The following is a 22,595-nucleotide window of genomic DNA, read 5'->3' on the forward strand; positions in this document are numbered from 1 at the left end:
ATTACCGGGTGCAGTCGGCCCGCCCCGCACTGGCTCCGGGCGCGCCCCGTTCGGCGCGCGCCCGGAGCGGACTGCGGTCAGGCCTCGGCCGCACTGCGCTGCGCGGTGCCCCCGGGGAGCGCCGCGAGCAGGGACTTCGTGTACTCGTGCTGCGGGTCGAGCAGGACCTGTTCGACGGTACCGGTCTCGACGAGTTCGCCGCGGTACATCACCGCGACCCGGTCGGCGATGTTCCAGGCCAGTCCGAGGTCGTGGGTGATGACGAGCGCGGAGAGGCCGAGCTGGCGGCGCAGCCGGAGCAGCAGCGCGAGGATTTCCCCGCGCACCGACGCGTCCAGCGAGGCCACCGGTTCGTCGGCGAGCAGCAGCGACGGTTCGAGCGCGAGCGCTCCGGCGATGACGACGCGCTGGCGCTGGCCGCCGGACAGCTCGTGCGGGAGCCGGTCGAGGTATTTCTCCGGCGGGCGCAGTTCGGCGGATTCGAGCGCTTTGAGCACGACGTCGCGTTCGTTCGGCAGACCGTGGATCCGGGGGCCTTCGGCGACCGCCTCGTACACCGTGTGGGCCGGGTTCAGCGCGCTCGTGGGGTCCTGGAGCACGAGCTGGACTTCCCGCCGGTACGCGCGCAGCCCGGCTCCGCTGGCGGGCACTGGCTTGCCGCCGTAGCGGACCGCGCCGGAGTCGGCCTTCTGCAGGCCGAGCAGCGTGCGGGCGAGGGTGGTCTTGCCGGAGCCGGACTGGCCGACCAGCGCGACGATCTCGTCCCGGCGGACCTGCAGGTTCACCCCGTTGACCGCGTGGATCCGCTTGCCCTTGCGGTCGCGGAACGCGACGTGCAGGTTCTCGGCGGCGAGCAGCGGCTGCTCGTCCGGTCCGGCGCGTTCCTCCGGTTCCGGCGGCAGCGGTGTCGCGGTGGCCGGGGCGTAGCGCGAGACGGGGTCGCCGACGGTCGGGAAGGCCGCGGCGAGGGCGCGGCTGTGTTCGTGCCGCGGCGAGGACATCAGCTCGGCGCTGGGGCGTTCCTCGACGACTTCGCCGTCGTACATGACCGCGATGCGTTCGCAAGTCGCGGCGAGCACGGACAGGTCGTGGCTGATCATGATCAGCCCGATGCCGCGTTCGGCGACGAGTTTCGACAGCACGGACAGCACCTGGGCCTGGACGATGACGTCGAGCGCGGTGGTGGGTTCGTCGGCGATCACCAGCCGCGGTTCGCAGGCCAGCGCCATCGCGATCATCACGCGCTGTTTCTGGCCGCCGGACAGCTCGTGCGGGTACGCGCCCGCCCGCGAGCGCGGCAAGTCGACCTGTTCGAGCAGTTCGGTGACCCGCGCCTGCACCTGGGCTTCGGACTGCGCCTTGGCTTCCGGCGTGTGCAGCCGGATCGGTTCGGCGATCTGCTCGCCGACGCGGCGGACCGGGTTGAGCGCGTGCATCGCGCCCTGGAACACCACCGACGCCTCGGCCCAGCGGACCGCGCGCAGCCGTCCCCAGCGCATGTCGCTGACGTCTTCGCCATCGAGCAGGATCTCGCCGGTGATCTTCGCGCTGCGCGGCAGGAGCCGGAGCACGCTCATCGCGACGGTGGATTTGCCGGACCCGGACTCCCCCGCGACGCCGAGCGTGCCGCCCGCGTCGAGGCGGAGGTCGACGCCGCGGACCGCGGGGACGTCGCCGCCGCCGGTGCGGTAGGTGACGCCGAGGTTTTTCAGTTCGAGCAGCGCGGTCACGAGTGCCGTCCTTTGAGCCGCGGGTTCAGCACGGTTTCGAGTCCGCGGCCGACGAGGGTGAACATCAGCACGACGAGCACGATCGCGATGCCCGGCGGGAGCAGGTTCCACCAGGCGCCGCGGGTGACCGCGCCGTTGTTGAGGGCGGTTTCCAGCATCGCGCCCCAGGAGATCGAGGTGGGGTCGCCGACGCCGAGGAAGGAGAGGGTGGCGTCGGCGATCACCGCGTTGCCGACCACGAGGGTGGTGTTGGCGAGCACGAGCGGGGCGACGCCGGGCAGCACGTGCTTGGAGACCACGTGCAGGTGGCCGCCGCCGAGCGCGCGGGCGCGTTCGATGTAGGGGCGGCTTTCGATGGTGAGCGTCTGGGCGCGGACCAGCCGGGCGGTGCTCGGCCAGGCGGTGACGCCGATGGCGAGCACGATGGTCCAGATCCCTTGCGGGAGCACGGCCGCCAGCGCGATCGCCAGCACCAGCGAGGGCAGCACGAGGAAGAAGTCGGTGAACCGCAACAGGATCGTCGACACCCAGCCGCCGAAGTGCGCGGCGGTGATGCCGATCAGGGTGCCGATGAACACGCTCAGCGCGGTCGCGCAGAACCCGACGAGCAGCGAGATCCTGGTGCCCCACACCGTCATCAGCAGCACCGAGCGGCCGTCGATGTCGGTGCCGAGCCAGAACTGGCTGTCGGGCGGGCTGAGCGGTTTTCCGGTGACGCGGGTGACGTCGAGGCCGCTCTGGTCGCTGATCAGCGGCAGCAGCAAGGCGAGCACGACGGTGAGCACGAGCAGGAAAAGCCCGGCGAGCGCGGCTTTCTGGGTGGCGAACTCGTGCCAGGTGCGGGCGATTCCGGCGCGGCGGCGGCGCCACGCGATCGCGCGGGGGCTTTCGGCGGTGGTTCCGGTCGCGGCGGTCATGCGGTACGCACCCTCGGGTCGAGCACGCGGTAGAGCAGCTCCGCGAACAGGTTCATCAGGACGACGGCGCTGGCGAGGACGATGAAAACCCCTTGCAGCACCGGCAGGTCCGGGCCGTGCAGCGCGTCGTAGGTGAGCTGGCCGAGCCCGGGCCAGCTGAACACCGCTTCGACGGTGACCGCGCCGGCGACGACCGAGCCGAACTGCATGAAGACCAGCGTCACGGTGGGCAGCAGCGCGTTCGGGACCGCGTGCCGTCGCCGGACGAGGTCGTCGCGCAGGCCTTTCGCGCGGGCGGTGGTGAGGTAGTCGGCGTTCATTTCGCCGAGCAGGGACGAGCGCATCACCAGCATGTACTGCGCGTAGAACACCGCGAGCAGGGTCAGGCACGGCAGGATCAGGTGGTGCAGCACGTCGAGGCCCTGCGCGAAGAAGCCGGGCCCGGCGTCGGGCGAGTGCATGCCGCGGCTGGGGAACAGGCCGTTGGTGGCGACGAGCAGCAGCAGGCCGAGCCAGAACTGCGGGACCGACCAGAAGGTCAGCGCGATCCCGGTCTGCGCGCGGTCGAAGAAGCTGTCGCGTTTCCACGCCGCGCGGATGCCGAGCCACAGCCCGAGCGCGACGGCCAGGACGGTCGCGCTGCCGACGAGCAGCACGGTCGGCCAGAGCCGTTCGCCGACCATGTCCAGCACCGGGCGGCGTTCGATGTAGGAATCGCCGAAGTCGCCTTGGAACAGCCCGACGAAGTAGTTCCCGAACTGCGCGAGGACGGGCTTGTCGATGCCGAGCCGCTCGCGCAGCTCGGCGATCTGGCCGGGGTCGGTGGGGCGTTCGCGGGCCATGAACGCGACCGGGTCGCCGGGCAGCAGCCGGAAGAGGAAGAACCCGAGGACGATCACCAGGAAGACGCTGGCGACCGCCTCGGAGATCTTGGCGAGGACGAACCGGAGGGTCCCGGTCCCGCCTCGGCGCTCGTCGGGGTCGGCGAGCACCGAGGCCTGGTCGGGCGCTATCGCTTGGCTCACCCGCGGTTCCCCCTCCGAGGGCTCGTCCGGCGGTCCGTGAAGGGGCCCCTCACGGACTCGCGCGCCGACGCCAGGGACTTGAGGCGGCGCTGCGTGCGGGATGTGTCGTCCGTGAGGGGAACCCTGAGGGACTCTGAGTCCCTCAGGGTTCCCCTCACGAACACGTCGGACTCGCGCGCGGGAGCGGGCGACTGGCACAGCATCGGGTTCACTCCCGGTCGTCGGCGGTTTTGCCGCGGCGGGACAGCGCGATGCCGCCGCCCACGAGCACGATGAGCACCACCGCGCCGACGACGATCCACACGGTCGGGCCGGAGCCGCTGTCCGACGAAGCGGCCGAAGCGTCGGCCGGGACCGCGCCGTAGACGCCCCAGTAGCCGGTCTGCTCGAGGATCGAGCCCTCGGGCTGCGGCTGCTTGCCGAACGAGGAGAACTTGTCGGAACGGTAGGCCTCGAGCGCGTTGTCGTAGTCGTAGACGACGTTCACGGCCTGGCTGTAGAGCCGCGCCTGAGCCTGCTTCACGTAGCCCGCGCGGACGCCCGGGTCGGTTTCGGCGAGCTGCTTGGCGTAGAGCGCGTCGTATTGCGGGTCGCAGAAGAACGTGTCGGTGGTGCCGCCCTTGCCCTGGGCGTTCGGCCGCGCGGCGCAGGTGTGCAGGGCCAGCGAGTAGTCCGGGTCCGGGTTGTTCGCGTAGCCGGAGATCGCGAGGTCGTAGTTGCCCGCGTTGGTGCGGTCGTTCAGCTCGTCGTCGGAGACCAGTTCCTGCTTCACCGAGATGCCGATGTCGTGCAGCCAGCCGGTGACGTACTGGGCGAGGCGCTGGTCGGGCGCGCGGTTCGCGTGGCCGGTGAGGCGCAGTTCGAGGCGCGCGCCGCCGGGTGCGGTGCGGATGCCGTCCTGGCCCTTCGGGTAGCCGGCCGCGTCGAGCGCGGCGTTCGCCGCGGCGAGGTCGAACTTGCGCGCCTCCCCTGGCGCCGGATCCCAGTGGTAGGCCGAGTAGATCGGCGGGATCACGCCGCCGCCGGGCTGGGCGTAGCCGCCGGCGACCTTGTCCACGATCGTCTTGATGTCGATCGACTGCGCGATCGCCTGGCGCACCCGGATGTCCTTGAGCACCGGGTTGCCGTTGCCGATCGGCTTGTTCTCCGAGTTCTCGACGCCGAAGTTGAGGTTGATTTCGTTGTAGCGGCGGCCGGGCGCCTTGTTCAGCGCGATGTTCGGCTGGTTCTTGAGCGCGTCGAACTGGGTCGGGGTGAGCCGGTTGATCACGTCGACCTCGCCCTGTTTGAGGGCGTTCACCGCGGCCTCGACGTCCTTGAACACCAACAGCTGCAGCTCGTCGACCTTGGGCGCGCCGCGCCAGTAGTTCTTGTTGGCCTTGAATTTGACGTATTCGTTCTGCTTGTACTCGGTGATCTGGTACGGCCCGTCGTCGACGCCGACGACCGGGATGGTGTCGGTCTTCGGATCGCTCAGGTCCTTGATCTGCGACCAGACGTGCTCGGGCACGATCGGGACGTCGAGCAGGTCCATCGACGACTGCACGGTCTTGGTCTTGATCACCAGCGTGGCGTCGTCCGGCGCGGCGACCGACTCGAAGCTCGCGACGTAGTTGCCGTTCGCGGTGCGCGCGGTGGAGTCGGTGAGCATCCGGTTGAAGGTGAACGCGGCGTCCTTCGCGGTGACCGGCTGCCCGTCGGACCACTTCGCGCCCTTGCGGATCTTGAACGTCCAGGTCAGCTTGTCCGGCGACGTCGTCCACGATTCGGCGAGCGCCGGCGCGGCCTCGGCCTTGTCCTGCGACGGGATCGTCAGGAATTCGTAGATGAACCGGCCGACCTGGGTCGACGCGGCGAGCCCGGCGGTGAACGGGTTCAAGTGGTCGATACCAGTGGTCAACGCGACCCGCAGCACCTTCGGCTGCGCCTGCTGTTGCGCGGTCGCCGTGCCCGCCAGCGGCAGAATCGCCAGCGTTCCTGCCATCACGACACCGAAAACGCGCCGCAACCCGTGCCGCGTCTGCTTATTTCGCACTTGAGAACCACCCCATCGTCAATCCCCGACCCCAGAGACGAAAAGTAACCACATACCGCGGGAAGCGCGCAATATGTGACGGCGCCGCTGCGTGTCCGATCGTTATGGTCGCGGCGCGGATCACTAGAGTGCCCGGCATGCGGATCCTGATCTCGGCCGACATGGAAGGCGCCACGGGGGTCACCTGGACCGACGACGTCGTGCCCGGGAGCCCGCAGTGGCAGCGGTTCCGGGGCATGTTCACCGGCGACGTCAACGCGGTGCTGGCCGGCCTGTACGCGGCGGGCGCGACCGACGTGCTCGTCAACGAGGCGCACTCGTCGCAGCGCAACCTGCTGCTGGAAGACCTCGACGAACGCGCGCGGATGCTGACCGGGCGGCACAAGCCGCTGTCGATGATGCAGGGCGTCGATTCCGGTGTGGACGGTGTGGTGTTCCTCGGCTACCACGCCGGGGCCGGGTTCGACGGCGTCCTGTCGCATACATACCTGGAAAACCAGATCACCGGCGTGTGGCTGGACGACGTGCCGGCGAGCGAGGGCAGGCTGAACGCGGCGATGGCGGCCGAGTACGGCGTGCCGGTGCTGCTGGTCAGCGGCGACGACCAGACCTGCGAGGACGCGCGCGACTACGCGCCGGACGCGGAACTGGTGCAGGTCAAGGAATGCGTGAGCCGGTACGCGGCGATCTGCCTGCCGCCGGCGCGCACGGCGAAGCTGCTGGAAACCGGCGCGCGGGAGTCGATGGCGCTGGCCGGGCGGACCGAGCGGACGCCGGGGCGGCACCGGATCGAGGTCGAGTTCGACGCGAGCCATCTCGCGCAGGCGACCGCGGTGATCCCGACCGTGGAGCAGACCGGGACGCGGCGGGTGGCGTTCGAGGCTCCGAGCATGACCGAGGCGATGAAGGCGTTCAAGGTGGTCACGGCCATCGCGGCAGGGGCGGTGCAGGGCATTTATGGCTGAGGTCGACGTTGTTTCGCTGTGTGCGGACCTGATCCGGTTCGACACCACCAACTGGGGCGACGGGGAGGCCGCGGGCGAACGCCTCGCCGCCGAGTACGTCGCCGAATTCCTTGACCGGCACGGGGTTCCGTCGCGCATTCTGGAGCCCGAACTCCAGCGGTCGAATGTTGTCGCGCGGATTCCGGGCACCGATCCGACGCTGCCGGCGCTGCTCGTGCAGGGGCATCTGGACGTGGTGCCCGCGGCGGCCGCCGATTGGTCTGTACCGCCGTTTTCCGGCGAGGTGCGGGACGGGTTCCTGTGGGGCCGGGGCGCGGTCGACATGAAGGATTTCTGCGCGATGGTGCTGGCCGCCGTCGCGTCCGGGCTGCGGCCGCGGCGGGATCTCGTGCTGGCGTTCGTGGCCGACGAGGAGGACCGCGGCGACTACGGCGCGCACTGGCTGGTCAAGGAGCACGCGGACCTGTTCGAGGGCTGCGCGGCGGCGATCAGCGAATCCGGCGGGTACAGCTATCACGTGCCCGCCGCGGACGGCCGGAAAGTGCGGCTGTACCCGGTCGGCACCGCTGAGCGCGGGACCGCGCACCTTCGGCTCACCGCGCACGGGCGCGCCGGGCACGGGTCGCGGCCGAACTCGGAGAACGCGGTCGTGCGGCTGGTCGGTGCGTTGCAGCGGATCGCGGACCACCGGTGGCCGGTGCAGCTGACGCCGACCGTGCGCGCGTTCCTGGAGCGGACCGGTGCGGCTTTGGGCGTGCCGGTGGATCTCTCTTCGGGCGACGCGGTCGACGAAACCGTGGCGCGGCTGGGGACGGCCGGGTCGCTGGTGGTGCCAACGGTGCGCAACAGCACCACGCCGACGATGCTCGACGCCGGGTACAAGGTGAACGTGATCCCGTCGACCGCTACCGCGCAGGTCGACGTCCGGGTGCTGCCGGGGACCGAGGACGAGCTGTTCGCGGTGGTGGATTCGTTGCTGGGCGAGGGAGTCACGCGGGAATTCGTGGCGCATCAGCCGCCAGTGCAGGCTCCGGTGGATTCGCCGTGGTTCGACGCGATGGCCGAGGCGTTGCGGGCGGAGGACCCGGAAGCGGTCGTGGTGCCGTATTGCATGGGCGGCGGGACGGACGCGAAGGCGTTCACGCAGCTGGGAATGGCGTGTTACGGCTTCGCTCCCCTGGCGCTGCCGGAAGGCTTCCCGTACCGGGCGATGGCGCACGGCGTGGACGAGCGGGTGCCGGTGGACGGGCTGCGGTTCGGCACGCGGGTCCTGACGCGGTTCCTCCAGGACTGCTGAGGTGCTCGTGAGTGTTGATCACGGTTCTAACCGTGATCAACACTCACGACGGGTCGACGCGCCGGACGGTCACCAGCCAGGCCGGGAGCCCCTCCGGCGCGAACCGGGCGACGATCCGGCTGTCCCTCAAAGTCTCGATCCGCCAGCCGTTGTCGTCGCGGAAAGGCGCTTCCAGTTCCGCTTGCGTGACCGGGTGCGGGCCGGAGTCCGAGCCTTCGTCGCGGAAGCACAGGACGTGCAGCCTTGCGCCCGGTTCGGTGACGGACGCGAGGCTGGCGACGTAGGTCCGGCGTTCCCGGGCGTCGAAGGTGTGGAACAGCCCGCAGTCGAGAACGGTGTCGAAGATCCGGTCCAAAGTGGACAGCCGGAACGCGTCCCCGACCGAGAACTCGGCCGCGAGACCGCGAACCCGGGCTTTCTCTTTCGCTTGTGCGACCGCGGTTTCCGCGACGTCGATGCCCACAATGGACAGTCCGGTCGCGGCGAGGTGCAGCGCGTTCTCCCCGGTGCCGCATCCGGCGTCGAGGACCGTACCGCGGAACGCGCCCTCGGCGGCGAGTTCCGCGATCGCCGGTTGCGGACGGCCGAGGTCCCACGGGGCCGGACCGTCCTGATAGGACTCGTCCCACGGACGGCCCGCGGACCGTTCATGGGACGTCTCGGGACGGTCCTCGGTCATCAGCGGGTGAACTCCGCCCACCAGCGGGCGTCGTCGCGGACCCGTTCCAGCGAGACGAGGGTGACGCCGTCGCGACCGAAGGATCCGACCTCGGCCTTGCTGAGCGGCCACGGCGGTCCGGCCCAGGTGTCGAGGTCGATGCTTTCCTCGGCGACCGCGCCGACGACGAGCGTGCCGCCCGGGGCGACGAAACCGGAGACCGAGGCGATGGCCGGGTCGTGGACGTCTTTGGGCATCGACTGGACGGTCATGATCTCCACGACCAGGTCGAAGGCGTAGTGGAATTCCGCGGGCGGGGTGAGCAGGTCCGCGGTGCGGTAGGAAACGGTCGTGTCCGGGAAGCGGTTGAGCACGGCTTTGATCGCGCTGGGCGAGACGTCGAAGGCGGAGGTCTCGTATCCGGAGGCGGCGAGGAGTTCGGCGTCGTCGGCCATCCCGCAGCCGACGACGAGGGCGCGGCGTCCGTTGCCAGGCCGGTCGGCGATCCACGCGGCGAGTTCCGGGGAGGGCTCGCCGCGGTACCACGGCACGACGGCCTCTCCGGCTTCCGCGGCCGCGTAGAGGGGCTCGAACCACCCGGTGGGGTCACCGTTGGCGAGTGCGAGTCCGGCCCGGCGGCGGGCTTCCTCGTCCGGATCGATGGCGTCGTCTGGCATGGGCTCTGTTATACCCGCCGGGCCTCGGCGCCGGTGCGCTCGACGGGCCGGACGGGACCACCCAGTTGCCGCAGTCGCGGCGCTCGGCGGTTGTCCGTTTCCGGTCAGGTTTGCGGGGCGGCCTTGACATCGATGTCACCCGCGAGTTGAGCTTCCGGGGCCCCCGAGTCCCGACTCGTTTCCCCATCCCTGATCCCCCTGACGAACTGGGAGCAATGATGCCCCGAAGCGCCAGACCGTTCCACGTCGTGCTCGCCGCGGCCGTGGCGGCGGCGGGCCTGGTCGTCCTTCCCGCCGCGGCCGGCGCCGCGCCGGGCGAGGCCGCCCCGCCGGACTTCGTTTCTTCGTTCGAGCCGAACGATCCGCAACCGACGCAAGACGCCGTCGACACCGATGCCGCCGGGAAGCCGCGGGCTTCGGGCGTCGACGGCGCGAACGGGACCGCGATTCCCGGCGACATCCGGGGCAAGGTCACCGACGTCAGCGCGACCAGCGAGAACACTGGTGGCGGCGAGGTCGCCGCGAATCTGATCGACGGCAGCACGGGCACGAAGTGGCTGTCGTGGGATCCGACCGCGTCGGTGACGTTCACGCTGTCCGAGCCGACGAAGATCACGCACTACGCGATCAGCTCGGCCAACGACTTCCCCGGCCGCGATCCGCGGGACTGGACGCTGCAGGGCTCGAACGACGCCCAGCAGTGGACGGACCTGGACAAGCAGTCCGGCCAGTCGTTCGCGAACCGTTTCCAGCAGAACGACTACAAGCTGGCCGCGCCGAGTGCCGCGTACACGTACTACCGGCTGAACGTCACGGGCAACAACGGCGACAGCATCATGCAGATGTCCGAGCTGCTGCTGGCCAACGACGATCCGGCCCCGCCGCCGTTGCCGAACATGCGCAGCGTGGTCGACTCCGGGCCGACGTCGGGCTACACCAACAAGAACCGGGTCGGGTTCACCGGGAAGAAGGCGTTCCGCTATTCCGGCAGCCAGCCCAAGGCCGGGCACGGCTACTCCTACAACAAGGCCTACGACGTCGACCTCCCGGTGACCGGGACGACCGAACTGTCGTACAAGGTGCAGCCGCAGTTCGTCGAGGGCGATCTCAAGTACCCGAGCACGAACGTCGCGGTCGACCTGGACTTCACCGACGGCACGCATCTGCGCGACCTCGGCGCGACGGACCAGTACGGGTTCCCGCTGACGCCGGAGGGCCAGGGCGCGAGCAAGGTCCTCTACGCGAACCAGTGGAACCTGGTGCGTTCGGCGATCGGGCGGGTCGCGGCGGGCAAGACGATCGACCGGATCGCGATCGGCTACGACAACCCGAACGGCCCGGCCCAGTTCGCGGGATGGCTGGACGATCTGAAGATCTCCGCGACGCCGACGCCGCCGGCCAGCACCCGGCCCAGCGACAACGTGCTCACCACGCGCGGCACGATGGCGAACGGCACGTTCTCCCGGGGCAACAACTTCCCGGCGACCGCGGTGCCGCACGGCTTCAACTTCTGGACTCCGGTGACGGACGCGGGTTCGGCGAGCTGGCTGTACAACTACCACTCGCAGAACAACGCGGACAATCTTCCGGCGTTGCAGGCGTTCAGCGTGAGCCACGAGCCGAGCCCGTGGATGGGCGACCGGCAGAGCTTCCAGGTGATGCCGTCGGCGGCGAGCGGGGTGCCGGACGCGAACCGCGACAAGCGGGCGCTGCCGTTCACGCACGACAACGAGGTGGCGCGGGCGCATTACTACGGCGTCACGTTCCAGAACGGGATCAAGACCGAGATCGCGCCGACGGATCACGCGGCGATGATGCGGTTCTCGTTCCCGGGCAACGATTCCAGTCTGATCTTCGACAACGTCAACAACTCCGGCGGGCTCACGCTCGACCCGGCGAACGGCACGCTCAGCGGGTACTCCGACGCGAAGAGCGGGCTGTCCGCGGGCGCCGGGCGGATGTTCGTCTACGCGACGTTCGACAAGCCCGTCACGACCGGCGGCAAGCTGACCGGGCAGAACCGGGACAACGTGACCGGGTATCTGCGGTTCGCCGCGGGCGCGGACAAGACCGTGACGATGCGGATCGCGACGTCGCTGATCAGCGTGGACCAGGCGAAGAAGAACCTGGAGCAGGAGATCGCCCCGAACGCCGGGTTCGACTCGGTGCGGGACGCGGCGCAGCAGGCGTGGGACAAGCAGCTCGGCGTGATCGAGGTGCAGGGCGCGTCGAAGGACCAGATGGAGACGCTGTACTCCAACCTGTACCGGCTGTTCCTGTACCCGAACGAGGGTTTCGAGAACGTCGGCACGAAGGAAGCGCCGAAGTACCAGTACGCGAGCCCGGTTTCGCCGAAGAGCGGAACAGACACCGCGACGCAGACCGGGTCGAAGGTCGTCGACGGGCAGACGTATGTCAACAACGGCTTCTGGGATACCTATCGGACCACCTGGCCTGCCTACTCGCTGCTCACGCCGGACATGGCGGGCAAGATGGTGGACGGTTTCGTGCAGCAGTACCGCGACGGCGGCTGGATCGCGCGCTGGTCCTCCCCCGGTTACGCGGACCTGATGACCGGCACCAGCTCGGACGTCGCGTTCGCTGACGCCTACCAGAAGGGCGTGACGAACTTCGACGTCAAGTCGGCCTATGACGCGGCGTTGAAGAACGCCACGGTGACGCCGCCGAACTCGGCGGTCGGCCGCAAGGGGCTGGACCAGTCGGAGTTCCTGGGCTACACGCCGAACTCGACCGGCGAGGGCTTCTCGTGGGCGATCGAGGGCTACGTCAACGACTTCGGCATCGCGAACCTGTCGAAGAAGCTGTACGACCAGGCCGCGGCGAACGACCCGCGCAAGGCGGAGTACCTGGAGAACTACCAGTACTTCACCAGCCGCGCGCAGCAGTACGTGAACCTGTTCGACCCGAGCACCGGGTTCTTCCAGGGCAAGGACGCGAGCGGGAAGTTCACCAAGGACAAGGCCGCCTACGATCCGCGGCAGTGGGGCGGGGACTACACCGAGACCGACGGCTGGAACATGGCCTTCACCGTGCCGCAGGACGGGCAGGGGCTGGCGAATCTGTACGGTGGCAAGGACAAGCTGGGCGCCAAGCTCGACCAGTTCTTCGCCGACCAGGAGACCGCGAACTACCCGGGCAGCTACGGCGGCGTGATCCACGAGATGCGGGAGGCGCGGGACGTGCGGATGGGCCAGTACGGCCACTCCAACCAGCCCTCACATCACATCCTCTACATGTACGACTACGCGGGCCAGCCGGCGAAGACGCAGGCGAAGGTGCGCGAAGCGGTGTCGCGGCTGTACACCGGCAGTGAGCTGGGCCAGGGCTACGCGGGCGACGAGGACAACGGCGAGATGTCCGCGTGGTACGTGTTCAGCTCGCTGGGCTTCTACCCGCTGCAGATGGGCAGCCCGGACTACGCGATCGGGTCGCCGCTGTTCACCAAGGCGACCGTGCACCTGCCGGGCGGGGACCTGGTGATCAACGCGCCGAAGAACTCGGCGAAGAACGTCTACGTCCAGGGTCTCAAGGTCAACGGGAAGAACTGGACGTCGACGTCGCTGCCGCACGACGTGCTCGCCCACGGCGCCACGCTCGACTTCGACATGGGCCCGAACCCGTCGACGTGGGGCACCGGCGCGGGCGACGCGCCGAAGTCGATCACCACCGGCGACGCGGTGCCGACGCCGCTGCACGACGAGACCGGGCCGGGGCTGGGCACGCTGTCCACTTCGGACGGTTCGGACGCGTCGGCGTTGGTGGACAACACTTCGCGCACGCAGGCGAAGGTGACGGGTGCGGTACAGTACCAGCTGAAGTCCACGGATGAGGCGGTCACGCACTACACGCTCACCTCCGGCACCGGCGCGGGCGACGCGAAGAGTTGGACGCTGAAGGGTTCGTACGACGGGAAGAACTGGTCGGTGGCCGATCAGCAGACCGACCAGTCGTTCCAGTGGCGGCAGCAGACGCGGGCGTTCGCGGTGAAGAACCCGGCGCATTACGCCTACTACCGGCTGGAGGTCACCGCGACCACCGGCGGTCCGGCGACGCTGGCGGAGTTCGAGCTGCTGGGCCGTCCGGACGCCTCGTGCACGAAGACGCTGACCGGCGTGCAGAACGGCCCGCTGACCGTGTCGAGCGGTGTGGTGTGCTTGAACGGCGCGACGGTGTCGGGTCCGGTGAACGTGGCGCGCGGCGCTTCGCTGATCGTGCGCGGCGGCCAGATCACCGGCCCGCTCGCGGCGGCCGGTGCGGCGCAGGTGGTGCTGAACCGGACGAAGGTGGCCGGTCCGGTGTCGATCACCGGCTCGACCGGGCCGGTGTCGATCGAGCTGACCGACATCTCCGGTCCGGTGAACCTGACCGGTAACCAGGGGCCGCTGATCACGAGCAGCACCGTGGGCGGGCCGCTGGCCTGCACGGGCAACTCCCCCGCCCCGACGGATCACGACCTCGCCAACACCGTCCGCGGCCCGTCCGCCGGACAGTGCGCGAAGTTCTGATCGGCTGTCCGTGAGGGGAACCCTGAGGGACTCTGAGTCCCTCAGGGTTCCCCTCACGGCTGTTTATTGGCTGGCTCGCGCGCCCAGCGGCTGGGTCAGCGCGCACGACGGCGACCAGCTGGTCGGGTTCGCGAACGTCGCGTGGGACGGCGCGGACCACGCGTTCCTCCTCGACCCGAAGGTGCACGCGGACTGGCAGCACCGCGGCATCGGCACCGAACTCGTCCGCCGCGCGCGGGACGCCGCTCGGGACGCGGGCTGCGAGTGGCTGCACGTGGACTTCGAACCGCAGCTGCGTCCGTTCTACTTCGGCGCCTGCGGTTTCGTCTCCACCGACGCGGGGTTGATCCGGCTCACCGCGAGCTGATCCGGCACCGCCGGTGCGGGAGCGATTACCGTGGGGGCCGTGACCACGGCTGCGTTCTTCTCCTCGTTCGAAGCGGGCGATCCGCAGCCGGTAGCAGGGGCGCGAGTGGACAACGGGCCGCGCCGGTCGCCGACCGCGAGGACCGGCGTCGGGTTCAGCGGGTTGAAAGCCTTGCGCTACCAGGCCGGGCCGACCGTGACGCTGTTCGAGGTGGACGTTCCGGTGACTGACCACAGTGCACTGTCGTATGTGGTCTTCCCGGAGTCCGACGGCCCGAGCAGCACCCGCGTCGCGCTCGACGTCGAGTTCGACGACGGCAGCCGCGCCGGGTTCTCCCCCGAGGCGAAGAACCTCTACGTCGACCAGTGGAACCTGGTGCGCCGTCCGCTGAAAGCGTTCGCGGGACGGCGGGTGCGGCGCATCCTGCTGGCGACGGATGCGACAGGCTGGCTCGACGACGTCCGGATCGCCGAACATCCGCCGGAGCGCAAGGACCCGGTCGACTGGGTCCGCACGACCCGCGGCACGCATTCCAGCAGCGAGTTCTCGCGCGGCAACACCTTCCCGGCCACCGCGGTCCCGCACGGCTTCAACTTCTGGACCCCGGTCACCGACGCCCGGGCGCTGAACTGGTTCTACTCGTATCACCGGCACAACGACGAGCGGAACGAGCCGCGGCTGCAGGCGTTCGGGCTCAGCCATCAGCCGAGTCCGTGGATGGGCGACCGGCACACCTTTCACCTGATGCCCGGCACCGGACCGGTCGAGACGGACCGCGTGCGGCGTTCCCTGGCGTTCAGCCACGACGACGAGACCGACCGGGCGCACCATTACGGTGTCCGGTTCCGCACCGGAATCACCGCGGACGTCGCGCCGTCCGAGCACGCGGCGATGTTCCGGTTCGCGTTCCCCGACGGCCGCGGCTGGGTGTTGTTCGACAACGCCCGCAACCGCGGCGGCCTCCGGATCGACGCCGAGCGCGGGGTCGTCACCGGCCACACCTGGGTGCGGAGCGGGCTGTCGACCGGCGCGCGGCGGATGTTCGTGTACGCGGAGGCTGATCAACGCCCGGTCGGCGGCGGGCGGGTCCGGCGGCCGTTCTGGCGGACGGTGACCGGGAGCCTCGAGTTCGCCGAGCCCGTGGTGGCGCTGCGGATCGCGACGTCGCTGATCAGTCTCGCGCAGGCGCAACGGAACCTGGAGCTGGAAATCCCGCCGGGCACGACGTTCGGCCAGGTCCGGGACCGGGCGCGGGAACGCTGGCAGGAGGTGCTCGGGCGGGTCGAGCTGGAAGGCGCGTCCGAGGACGAGCTGACCACTTTCTACTCGTGTCTCTACCGGCTGTTCCTTTATCCGAACGTCGCGCACGAGAACACGCCGCGCGGCATCCGGCACGCGAGCCCGGTCGTGCGGAGTTTCCGGCCGAGCACGCGGCGGCGCACCGGCGCGAAGGTCGTGGACGGCGAGCTGTACGTCAACAACGGCTTCTGGGACACCTACCGCACGACATGGCCCGCGTACGCGCTGCTCGCGCCGCGCCAGTGCGGCCGGATGGTCGACGGTTTCGTGCAGCAGTACCGCGAAGGCGGCTGGATCGCCCGGTGGTCCTCCCCCGGCTACGCCGACCTGATGACCGGCACCAGCTCCGACGTCGCGTTCGCCGACGCGTACCTGAAAGGCGTCACGAACTTCGACGTCGAGGCCGCTTACGACGCCGCGCTCAAGAACGCCACCGTCACGCCACCGCGCGCGAGCGTCGGCCGCAAGGGACTCGACCGCTCCGCGTTCCTCGGCTACACCCCGACCTCCACGCGCGGCGGCCTGTCTTGGGCGCTCGAAGGCTGCCTCAATGACTTCGGCCTCGCCAATCTGTCCGACGCGCTCGCCCGGGAAAGCAGCGGAGCGCGGGCCCGCCGGTTCGCCGACAACGCTGTCTACTTCCGCCAGCGCGCCCAGCACTACGCCCATCACTTCGACGCGCGGATCGGCTTCTTCCAGGGCCGCACTCTCGACGGCGGCTGGCGGCGCCCGGCCGCCGGTTTCGACCCCGAGGAATGGGGTCCGGATTACGTGGAGACCAACGCCTGGAACACCGCGTTCTCCGCGCCGCACGACGGCCCCGGTCTCGCCGCGCTCCACGGCGGCCCGGCAGGTCTCGAGGCGAAGCTCGACGAGTTCTTCCGGATCCCGGAGACCGGGCAGGGCGGCCGGATCCACGAGATGACCGAGGCCCGGGACGTGCGGATGGGCCAATACGGGCACTCCAACCAGCCCTCGCACCACATCCCGTTCGTCTACGCGTTCGCCGGAGCCCAGGCGAAACTCCAGCGGACCGTCCGCGAAGTGCTGCGCCGGCTGTACCTCGGCAGCGAACTCGGCCAGGGCTATCCAGGGGACGAGGACAACGGCGAAATGTCGGCCTGGTATGTCTTCACCGCCCTCGGTCTCTACCCGTTGACCGTCGGCAGCCCGCGCTACGCGGTGTGCGCGCCGCTGTTCCGCTCCGCCACCGTGCACCTCGAGAACGGAAAGGACCTGGTGATCCGAGCACCCCGCGCCGCGACTGCCGACAGCGAGCCCGATACGCCGTACGTGCACGGCCTGACTGTCGACGGCGAACCGCACCCTTCGGCCACCCTCGCGCACGCCGTCCTCGCCCGCGGCGCCGTGCTGGAGTTCGACGTCCGCGCCGAGCCCGGCGACTGGGGTGCCGAACCGGTCACCCCGGTCGCGCCTGCGCCGCTCACCGACCTCACGGGCACCGGCATCGCCGCTTTGACGGACAACACCAGCCGCACCCAGGCCGTCTTCCGCACCCCGAGGCCGACCATCTCTTTCACCACCGAAGGCGAGCCGCGCGAAGTCGTCCTCTACACGCTCACTTCCGGCGGCAGCGCAGGCGATCCGCGGGATTGGGTGCTCGAAGGCTCCGACGACGGACAGCAGTGGCGGACCCTGGACGAACGCTCCGGCGAGGTGTTCCGCTGGCGGCGCCAGACCCGGCCGTTCGTGCTTGCCGATCCCGCCGCGTGCCGGCACTACCGGCTGCGGGTCCGCGCCTCGACCCGGCGGCGCGTCGCCCTCGCCCAGTGGGAGCTGCTGGCCCGATGATCACCGATGTACGCAACGCCTTCCTCGACCGGCTGGCGGCCGCCGACCCCGGCCTCGTCCGGCTGCGGCTCGCCGCGTCGGCGGTGCTCGGCATCGTGCTCGCGGTCCTCGCGATGCTGCCGCTGCATTTCCCGCTCACCACCACGCTCGTCGCGGCCATCGCGGCGATGATGAGCGCGTTCACCGTCAACGACGCGACCAGCGGCGGCCAGGCCGTCACGCTGCTCCTCGCACTCGTGGTCGGAGCCGCCTCCATCACCGCCGCCTGTTTCGGCTCCGCCTACGCGCCGCTCGACAGCGTCGTGTTCGTGCTGCTGATCTTCGTCGCGGTGTACGTGCAGCGGTTCGGCGCGCGCGGCATCGCGCTCGGGTCGATGGCGTTCTTCCTGTTCTTCTTCCCGATGTTCCTGCAGGCGCACCTCGCGCAGGTGCCGCACCTGCTGATCGCGCTGGCGACCGGCGTCGCGGCGAACGCGGTCATGCGGTTCCTTCTCTTGCGCCGCAACGCCGAGAGCGAGTTGATCCGCTACCGGCAGGCCTTCCGCGCGCGGCTCGGAGCGGCCGTCCGGGCGACGGAGTCCTACATCTCGTCCGGCGGTTCGGACCGCAGCAACCGGCAGATCCGCACGTCGGTCGAGCGGCTGCACGAGGTGGTCCTGCTGATCGAGGACCACGCTCCCGACGTGGTCGACGACCGCCGTGCCGATCAGCTGCGCCGCCGGGTGATCGAGGTCGAACTGGCCGTGCAGTGGCTGGTGATCACCGTGCGGCGGACGTGCTCGCAGCCGTTGCCCGAAGGCGTCGCGGACGATCTCGTGGCCCGGCTGTCCCGGTTCCGGTCGCTGATGGAACGCGATCCGCGCGACCTGCCGCTGATCAGCGAGACCGGCGAGTACAGCCGGATGCTGGTGGAAGGCAGCCGGATCGACGAACGTGCGCACCCCGGCGACGGCGTCCGCCGCGCGATCGCCGAACTGGCCGTCGCGGACGACCGGGCGCAGCGGATCGCGAGCCTGCAGGCAGGAGTGGACTTCCTGGTCGAAGAGGACGAGGAAGACGAACCGCCCAAGGTGTTCGCCTACGACAACCAGACCCGCGGCGCAATCCAGGCCGTGCTGGGCGGCGGACTCGCCGTCCTGGCCGGGCAGCTGATCTCGCCGCAACGCTGGTACTGGGCGGTGCTGACGGTGTTCGTCGTCTTCATCGGCACGTCCAGCGCGGGCGCGCGGTTCGTGAAGGGCATGCGCCGCACCGGCGGGACGCTGCTGGGCATCGTCGGCGGCGTCGCGCTGGCATTGCTGGTCAGCGGCAACACCCCGGCGATCCTGACGCTGTTGCTGGTCTGCGTCTTCGGCATGGTCTACACGGCGCGGGTTTCGCAGTTCCTGATGGCGTTCTTCGTGACGAGCATGCTCGGCCTGCTCTACAGCCTGCTCGGCACGTTCAGCATCGAGGTGCTGTGGATCCGGGTCGCCGAAACCGCGGTCGGCGCGGCGTGCGGGCTGCTCGCCGCCGTAGTGGTGCTCCCGGTCCGCACCCGCGCCGTGATGCTCGACGACATCGCGATCGCACTCGACGAACTGCACGAGTTCATCGAGTCCGCGGCGACGCTGCTGTCCGGCCGGGAGAACGTGAACATCATCGAGATGTCCCGAGACCTGGACCGGGCGGTCGAGCAGGTGCGGCTGACGATCGAACCGCTCACCCACCCGATCAACCTGCGCAGCGCCCGCCGCGACTACGGCTGGCACGTCCTGACCACCTTGGAGGGCATCGCCTTCCGCGCCCGGCACGTCGCCGCCCGCGCGCAGCCCGGCCAGCTCGACGGCCCGGTCGCGGAACGGCTGGACCAGTTCGCCAGCCGGATCATCGCGAACGTCGACCTCGTGCACGAGGCAGTCAGCAACCCGGGCAGCACGCGGCTGCGCAAGCTCGTCCGCGACGACGGAACCCCGGTCGCCGACCGGATCGACGAGGCCGAAACCCGCGCCGTGCTGTCCAGCCTGAGCCACCTCGACGAGGGACTCATCGCGCTCGGCCGCGTGCTAGGCGTCGGCGCGCAGGACCCCCTGCGGCACAGCTGACCTACGCGGAGGCGGCGTCGAGAATCCGCAGCTCGTCGTCGCTCAGCTGCACGTCCTGCATCGCGACCAGCGCGGGCACCTGCTCGACCGTCCGCGCGGACGCGATCGGCGCGGCCACTGTCGGCTGCTGCGCGAGCCAGGCCAACGCGACCGTCGGCATCTCCGCACCACGAGCCTTGGCGACCTCCTCCAGCGCCGCCAGCACCTTCACGCCGTGCTCGGAGTCCGCGTAACCGCCCGCGAGACCAGGCAAGTTGCGGATGTTGTCGACCTGCTGGCCCGGCCGGTACTTGCCGGTCAGGAACCCGGACGCGAGACCGAAATACGGGACGCAGGCCAGCCCGTGCCGCTCCGCGATCCCCCGCCGCTCGCTCTCGTACTCCCGCGCGACGAGGTTGTACTTCGGCTGCAACGCGACGTATTTCGCCAGCCCCTCGCGGTCGGAGAACTCCAGCGACGCGGCCAGCCGTTCCGGGCTGATGTTCGACGTCCCGATCGCCTGGACCTTGCCCTCCTGCACCAGCTCGTCGAGCGCGGCGACGATGTCCCCGACCGGGACGGACTCGTCGTCGAAATGCGTGTAGTACAGGTCGATCCGGTCGATCCCCAGCCGCCGCAACGATTCCTCGGCCGCGGCCTTGATGTTCGCCGGAGCGAGACCCTTGAACCGCGGGCTGTCCCCGACCTTCGTCGCGACGACCACGTCGTCCCGGTTGCCGCGAGCGGCGAGCCACTTGCCGATGATGGTCTCGGACTGCCCGGCCTCGTTGCCCGGGAAGTGGTACATGTACGAATCGGACGTGTCGAGGAAGTTCCCGCCCGCCTCGGCATAGGCGTCCAGCACGGCGAACGACGCCGTTTCGTCGGCCGTCCAGCCGAACACGTTCCCGCCGAGGCACAGCGGTGAGACGGCGAGGTCGGATGAGCCCAGAGTGCGAAGTGCGACCATGATCGCATTCAAGCACTCCCGGCCCGCGGAATGCCCGCGGCGACGAGAGATTCTGCCCGCCCGTACCTTGCCCTGCCGCGCGACTGGCAAGATCGTCCTTCTCGGACAGCTTTCTGGGGAGGCAGCTGATGAGAAGACCGGCGCTCGGCGATCCGCTCTGGCTCGGGCAGTACCGGGTGCTCGCGGAACTGGCCCGGAACGAGAAGACCCGGGTGCTGCTCGGCAGCGGACCGGACGACCGCCTGGTCTCGCTCCGGACGTCCGCCGCCAACGGGTTCCGCACCGAAATCGCAGCGTTGAGCGTGGTCTTCGATGCCGATCCGGACGCCTCCACGCCATGGCTGGCTCAGGAATTCCATCCCGGCCCCGCCCTGCGGGACGTGCCCGGAGCACTGCCCGAACCGGCGGTGCTCCGGCTGGCCGCCGGAATCGCGGCCGACCTGACCCAGCTGCACAGCGCCGGACTCGCGCACGGACAACTGACGCCGTCCCACGTCCGGTTCACCAGCAGCGGTGCAAGGCTCGTCGCCCGCGCGACCGGCGACGACCCCACCGACGACCTGTTCGCGCTCGGCACGCTTCTGGTCGGTCAGTCCGCGCTTCCCGAGGCACTTCGCCCGTGCCTCGCGGAGAACCCGGCCGACCGGCCCACCGCCGCCGAACTCCTCGAAGCGATCGGTCCGGCTGTCGAACCGTGGCCGCCCGCCGTCGAGAAGCTCATCGCCGAGCGCACCGCCGAACTCGCCCAGTACCTCGACGGCCAGCCAGTACCGGACAAGACCGACCCGGTGATCTACCAGCTCACCGATTCCCCGGACTCCCCGCCGCCTCCGCGCCGCCCGGCACCGCGCCGGGGAATCCTGATCGGCGCGCTCGCCCTGGTGATCGCCGGACTCGCCGCCTGGATCGCCTGGCCGGACCCGCCCGCGCTCCCGCCGGCACCGCAACCGCCGCTCGTCGAATCCGGATTCCTCACCGCCCGCGGAGATCCGCAACTCCTTGCGTTCAACCACGACAGCCGGCTCCTCGCCACGGTGAACGCCGACTTCACCGTCGACGTCCTGGACCTCGTGACACGCAAACCGGTCGGCCCGCGCATCGGCCCCTTCCCCGACTCCGGCAACACCGGGCTGGCTTTCCGCCCCGACGGCATCGCCCTGGTCGCCTCTTGGGTCAAAGACAAGCGGTTCACGGCGCAAACCTGGGATCCGCGAACCGGCCGGAAAATCGGCGAACCCCTCGTGCTCGAAAACATCGACGGCTACGGCAGCTGGCCCACGCTCAGCCACGACGGCAGCGTCGCGGCGGTGCCGATGGCCTCCCCGCGCAGACTCGAACTGTGGCGGGTCGCCGACCGCACTCGCATCGGCAGCGTCGAAACACCGGCGACGTTCCGGTACTCGCAGTTCAGCCCCGACGGACGCACGCTCGCCGTCTACGAGTGGGACGGCCACTCCGCCCACCCCAGCCAGCTCGACCTGTGGGACACCGCTTCGCTCCGGATGCGGGGAAACCCGATCGCCTTCGCCGAAACCGAGCGGCTCTGCTGCCTGGCCTTCCGGCCCGACGGCCGGACGCTGATCACCACCTCGAGCGGCGGGATCGGCTCGGTGCAGAAGGTGCGGCAGTGGGACACCGCCACGCACAAGGAGATCCGCCCGGCCTTTCCCCTGACCCAGGATCCCGGCAACGGGGAAATGAAAGACGGCTTCCCCACCATGGCTGTCCCCGGGATGGACGACCAGCACCTCATCGCGCTCGCGACGGGCACCGTCACGGTCCGGGACCTCGACGGCAAACAGGACGGAGCCGGTCTCCCCGGAATCCTCACCCTCGCGGTCAGCCCGGACGGGAAAACCCTCGCCACCACTTCCGGCTCGACGGCGGACACCACCGTCCACCTGTGGCGCAAACCCTGACCCCGCCCCGATCACTAGCCGCCTCAGTGCGCCGGGCGAACACCGCGATGCGGCCGCCGCCGGTCCGTGAAGGGGCCCCTCACGGACCCAGATCCCCATGCCAGGGACTCAAGGCGGCGCTGTGGGTGCGGTTCGAAGTGTGCCTGTCCTGGTCGTGGGGGTGGCACGGGGTTTGCTGTCCGTGAGGGGAACCCTGAGGGACTCAGAGTCAATGCCAGGAACTTAGGCTGCTCTGGGTTGTGCTGTCGTGGTGGGTGTGGTGGCTGGTGCGGGGTGGACCTGGTAGCTGGTTTTGTTGCTGGTCGGCTGCCGGGTTTTGCCTCGGTAGGGGTAGC

At 69.9% G+C, this 22,595-nt stretch carries 14 protein-coding genes; 7 read left to right on the plus strand and 7 right to left on the minus strand.

The genetic code is table 11. The annotated features are described in order from the left end of the window. Positions 1-77 precede the first annotated feature (77 nt). The 4 genes from nikE to D0D37_RS12255 all read right to left on the minus strand — a co-directional run bounded on the left by nikE (position 78) and on the right by D0D37_RS12255 (position 5,656). Positions 78-1,730 carry a nickel ABC transporter ATP-binding protein NikE gene (nikE, locus tag D0D37_RS12235; RefSeq protein WP_116200625.1) on the minus strand — a complete coding sequence of 551 codons (1,653 nt, stop codon included), beginning with the start codon at positions 1,728-1,730 and terminating at the stop codon, positions 78-80. Continuing rightward, positions 1,727-2,647: an ABC transporter permease gene (locus tag D0D37_RS12240; RefSeq protein ID WP_116200626.1), complete on the minus strand. Its 921-nt coding sequence runs from the start codon at positions 2,645-2,647 to the stop codon at positions 1,727-1,729. Before D0D37_RS12240 ends, nikE begins: the two co-directional genes overlap by 4 nt. Continuing rightward, positions 2,644-3,672 (minus strand): ABC transporter permease, encoded by a 1,029-nt coding sequence (locus D0D37_RS12245; RefSeq protein ID WP_116200627.1) that lies wholly within the window; start codon positions 3,670-3,672, stop codon positions 2,644-2,646. Before D0D37_RS12245 ends, D0D37_RS12240 begins: the two co-directional genes overlap by 4 nt. Before the next feature lie 208 nt (positions 3,673-3,880). Beyond that, positions 3,881-5,656, minus strand: coding sequence for an ABC transporter substrate-binding protein (locus D0D37_RS12255; RefSeq protein WP_116200641.1), 1,776 nt, complete (start codon positions 5,654-5,656; stop codon positions 3,881-3,883). A gap of 188 nt (positions 5,657-5,844) precedes the next feature. Here D0D37_RS12255 and D0D37_RS12260 point away from each other — a divergent pair, with 188 nt between their 5' ends. Beyond that, positions 5,845-6,672, plus strand: a complete 828-nt coding sequence (locus D0D37_RS12260; RefSeq protein WP_116200629.1) for a M55 family metallopeptidase — start codon at positions 5,845-5,847, stop codon at positions 6,670-6,672. Next, the gene (locus D0D37_RS12265; RefSeq protein ID WP_116200630.1) at positions 6,665-7,969 is read left to right on the plus strand and encodes a M20/M25/M40 family metallo-hydrolase; all 1,305 of its coding nucleotides are present in this window, start codon (positions 6,665-6,667) and stop codon (positions 7,967-7,969) included. Before D0D37_RS12260 ends, D0D37_RS12265 begins: the two co-directional genes overlap by 8 nt. Before the next feature lie 43 nt (positions 7,970-8,012). Here the strand turns inward: D0D37_RS12265 and D0D37_RS12270 are convergent, their stop codons facing one another. Further along, positions 8,013-8,648: a class I SAM-dependent methyltransferase gene (locus tag D0D37_RS12270; RefSeq protein ID WP_116200631.1), complete on the minus strand. Its 636-nt coding sequence runs from the start codon at positions 8,646-8,648 to the stop codon at positions 8,013-8,015. Continuing rightward, positions 8,648-9,304 (minus strand): class I SAM-dependent methyltransferase, encoded by a 657-nt coding sequence (locus D0D37_RS12275; protein WP_116200632.1) that lies wholly within the window; start codon positions 9,302-9,304, stop codon positions 8,648-8,650. The genes D0D37_RS12270 and D0D37_RS12275 overlap by 1 nt, the downstream gene beginning before the upstream one ends. A gap of 218 nt (positions 9,305-9,522) precedes the next feature. On the opposite strand from D0D37_RS12275, the gene D0D37_RS12280 reads away from it, so the two are divergent. The 4 genes from D0D37_RS12280 to D0D37_RS12295 are packed head-to-tail and all read left to right on the plus strand — an operon-like array spanning position 9,523 to position 19,392. Further along, positions 9,523-13,830, plus strand: coding sequence for a GH92 family glycosyl hydrolase (locus D0D37_RS12280; RefSeq protein ID WP_116200642.1), 4,308 nt, complete (start codon positions 9,523-9,525; stop codon positions 13,828-13,830). Positions 13,831-13,840: 10 nt separating this feature from the next. Continuing rightward, on the plus strand, positions 13,841-14,197 hold the full coding sequence (locus tag D0D37_RS12285; RefSeq protein ID WP_425266929.1) for a GNAT family N-acetyltransferase: 357 nt from the start codon (positions 13,841-13,843) through the stop codon (positions 14,195-14,197). A gap of 39 nt (positions 14,198-14,236) precedes the next feature. Then, complete coding sequence (locus D0D37_RS12290; protein WP_116200633.1) at positions 14,237-17,308, plus strand: GH92 family glycosyl hydrolase; 3,072 nt, start codon at positions 14,237-14,239, stop codon at positions 17,306-17,308. After that, a complete protein-coding gene (locus tag D0D37_RS12295; RefSeq protein WP_116200634.1) occupies positions 17,305-19,392 on the plus strand; it encodes an FUSC family protein in 2,088 nt (695 codons plus the stop codon). The genes D0D37_RS12290 and D0D37_RS12295 overlap by 4 nt, the downstream gene beginning before the upstream one ends. Position 19,393: 1 nt before the next feature. On the opposite strand, the gene D0D37_RS12300 is transcribed toward D0D37_RS12295, so the two are convergent. Continuing rightward, positions 19,394-20,341 carry an aldo/keto reductase gene (locus D0D37_RS12300; RefSeq protein WP_116200635.1) on the minus strand — a complete coding sequence of 316 codons (948 nt, stop codon included), beginning with the start codon at positions 20,339-20,341 and terminating at the stop codon, positions 19,394-19,396. A 128-nt stretch (positions 20,342-20,469) separates the two neighbouring features. On the opposite strand from D0D37_RS12300, the gene D0D37_RS12305 reads away from it, so the two are divergent. Then, the gene (locus D0D37_RS12305; RefSeq protein WP_116200636.1) at positions 20,470-22,260 is read left to right on the plus strand and encodes a protein kinase family protein; all 1,791 of its coding nucleotides are present in this window, start codon (positions 20,470-20,472) and stop codon (positions 22,258-22,260) included. Positions 22,261-22,595: the final 335 nt, after the last annotated feature.

This window comes from Amycolatopsis circi, from assembly GCF_003385235.1.
GTDB lineage: Bacteria > Actinomycetota > Actinomycetes > Mycobacteriales > Pseudonocardiaceae > Amycolatopsis > Amycolatopsis circi.

Coding starts and splice junctions, on each gene's coding strand:
- D0D37_RS12240 (WP_116200626.1), bottom strand. CDS start 2,647: ATGACCGCCGCGACCGGAACCACCGCCGAAAGCCCCCGCGCGATCGCG.
- D0D37_RS12255 (WP_116200641.1), bottom strand. CDS start 5,656: ATGGCAGGAACGCTGGCGATTCTGCCGCTGGCGGGCACGGCGACCGCG.
- D0D37_RS12260 (WP_116200629.1), top strand. CDS start 5,845: ATGCGGATCCTGATCTCGGCCGACATGGAAGGCGCCACGGGGGTCACC.
- D0D37_RS12265 (WP_116200630.1), top strand. CDS start 6,665: ATGGCTGAGGTCGACGTTGTTTCGCTGTGTGCGGACCTGATCCGGTTC.
- D0D37_RS12270 (WP_116200631.1), bottom strand. CDS start 8,648: ATGACCGAGGACCGTCCCGAGACGTCCCATGAACGGTCCGCGGGCCGT.
- D0D37_RS12275 (WP_116200632.1), bottom strand. CDS start 9,304: ATGCCAGACGACGCCATCGATCCGGACGAGGAAGCCCGCCGCCGGGCC.
- D0D37_RS12280 (WP_116200642.1), top strand. CDS start 9,523: ATGCCCCGAAGCGCCAGACCGTTCCACGTCGTGCTCGCCGCGGCCGTG.
- D0D37_RS12295 (WP_116200634.1), top strand. CDS start 17,305: ATGATCACCGATGTACGCAACGCCTTCCTCGACCGGCTGGCGGCCGCC.
- D0D37_RS12300 (WP_116200635.1), bottom strand. CDS start 20,341: ATGGTCGCACTTCGCACTCTGGGCTCATCCGACCTCGCCGTCTCACCG.
- D0D37_RS12305 (WP_116200636.1), top strand. CDS start 20,470: ATGAGAAGACCGGCGCTCGGCGATCCGCTCTGGCTCGGGCAGTACCGG.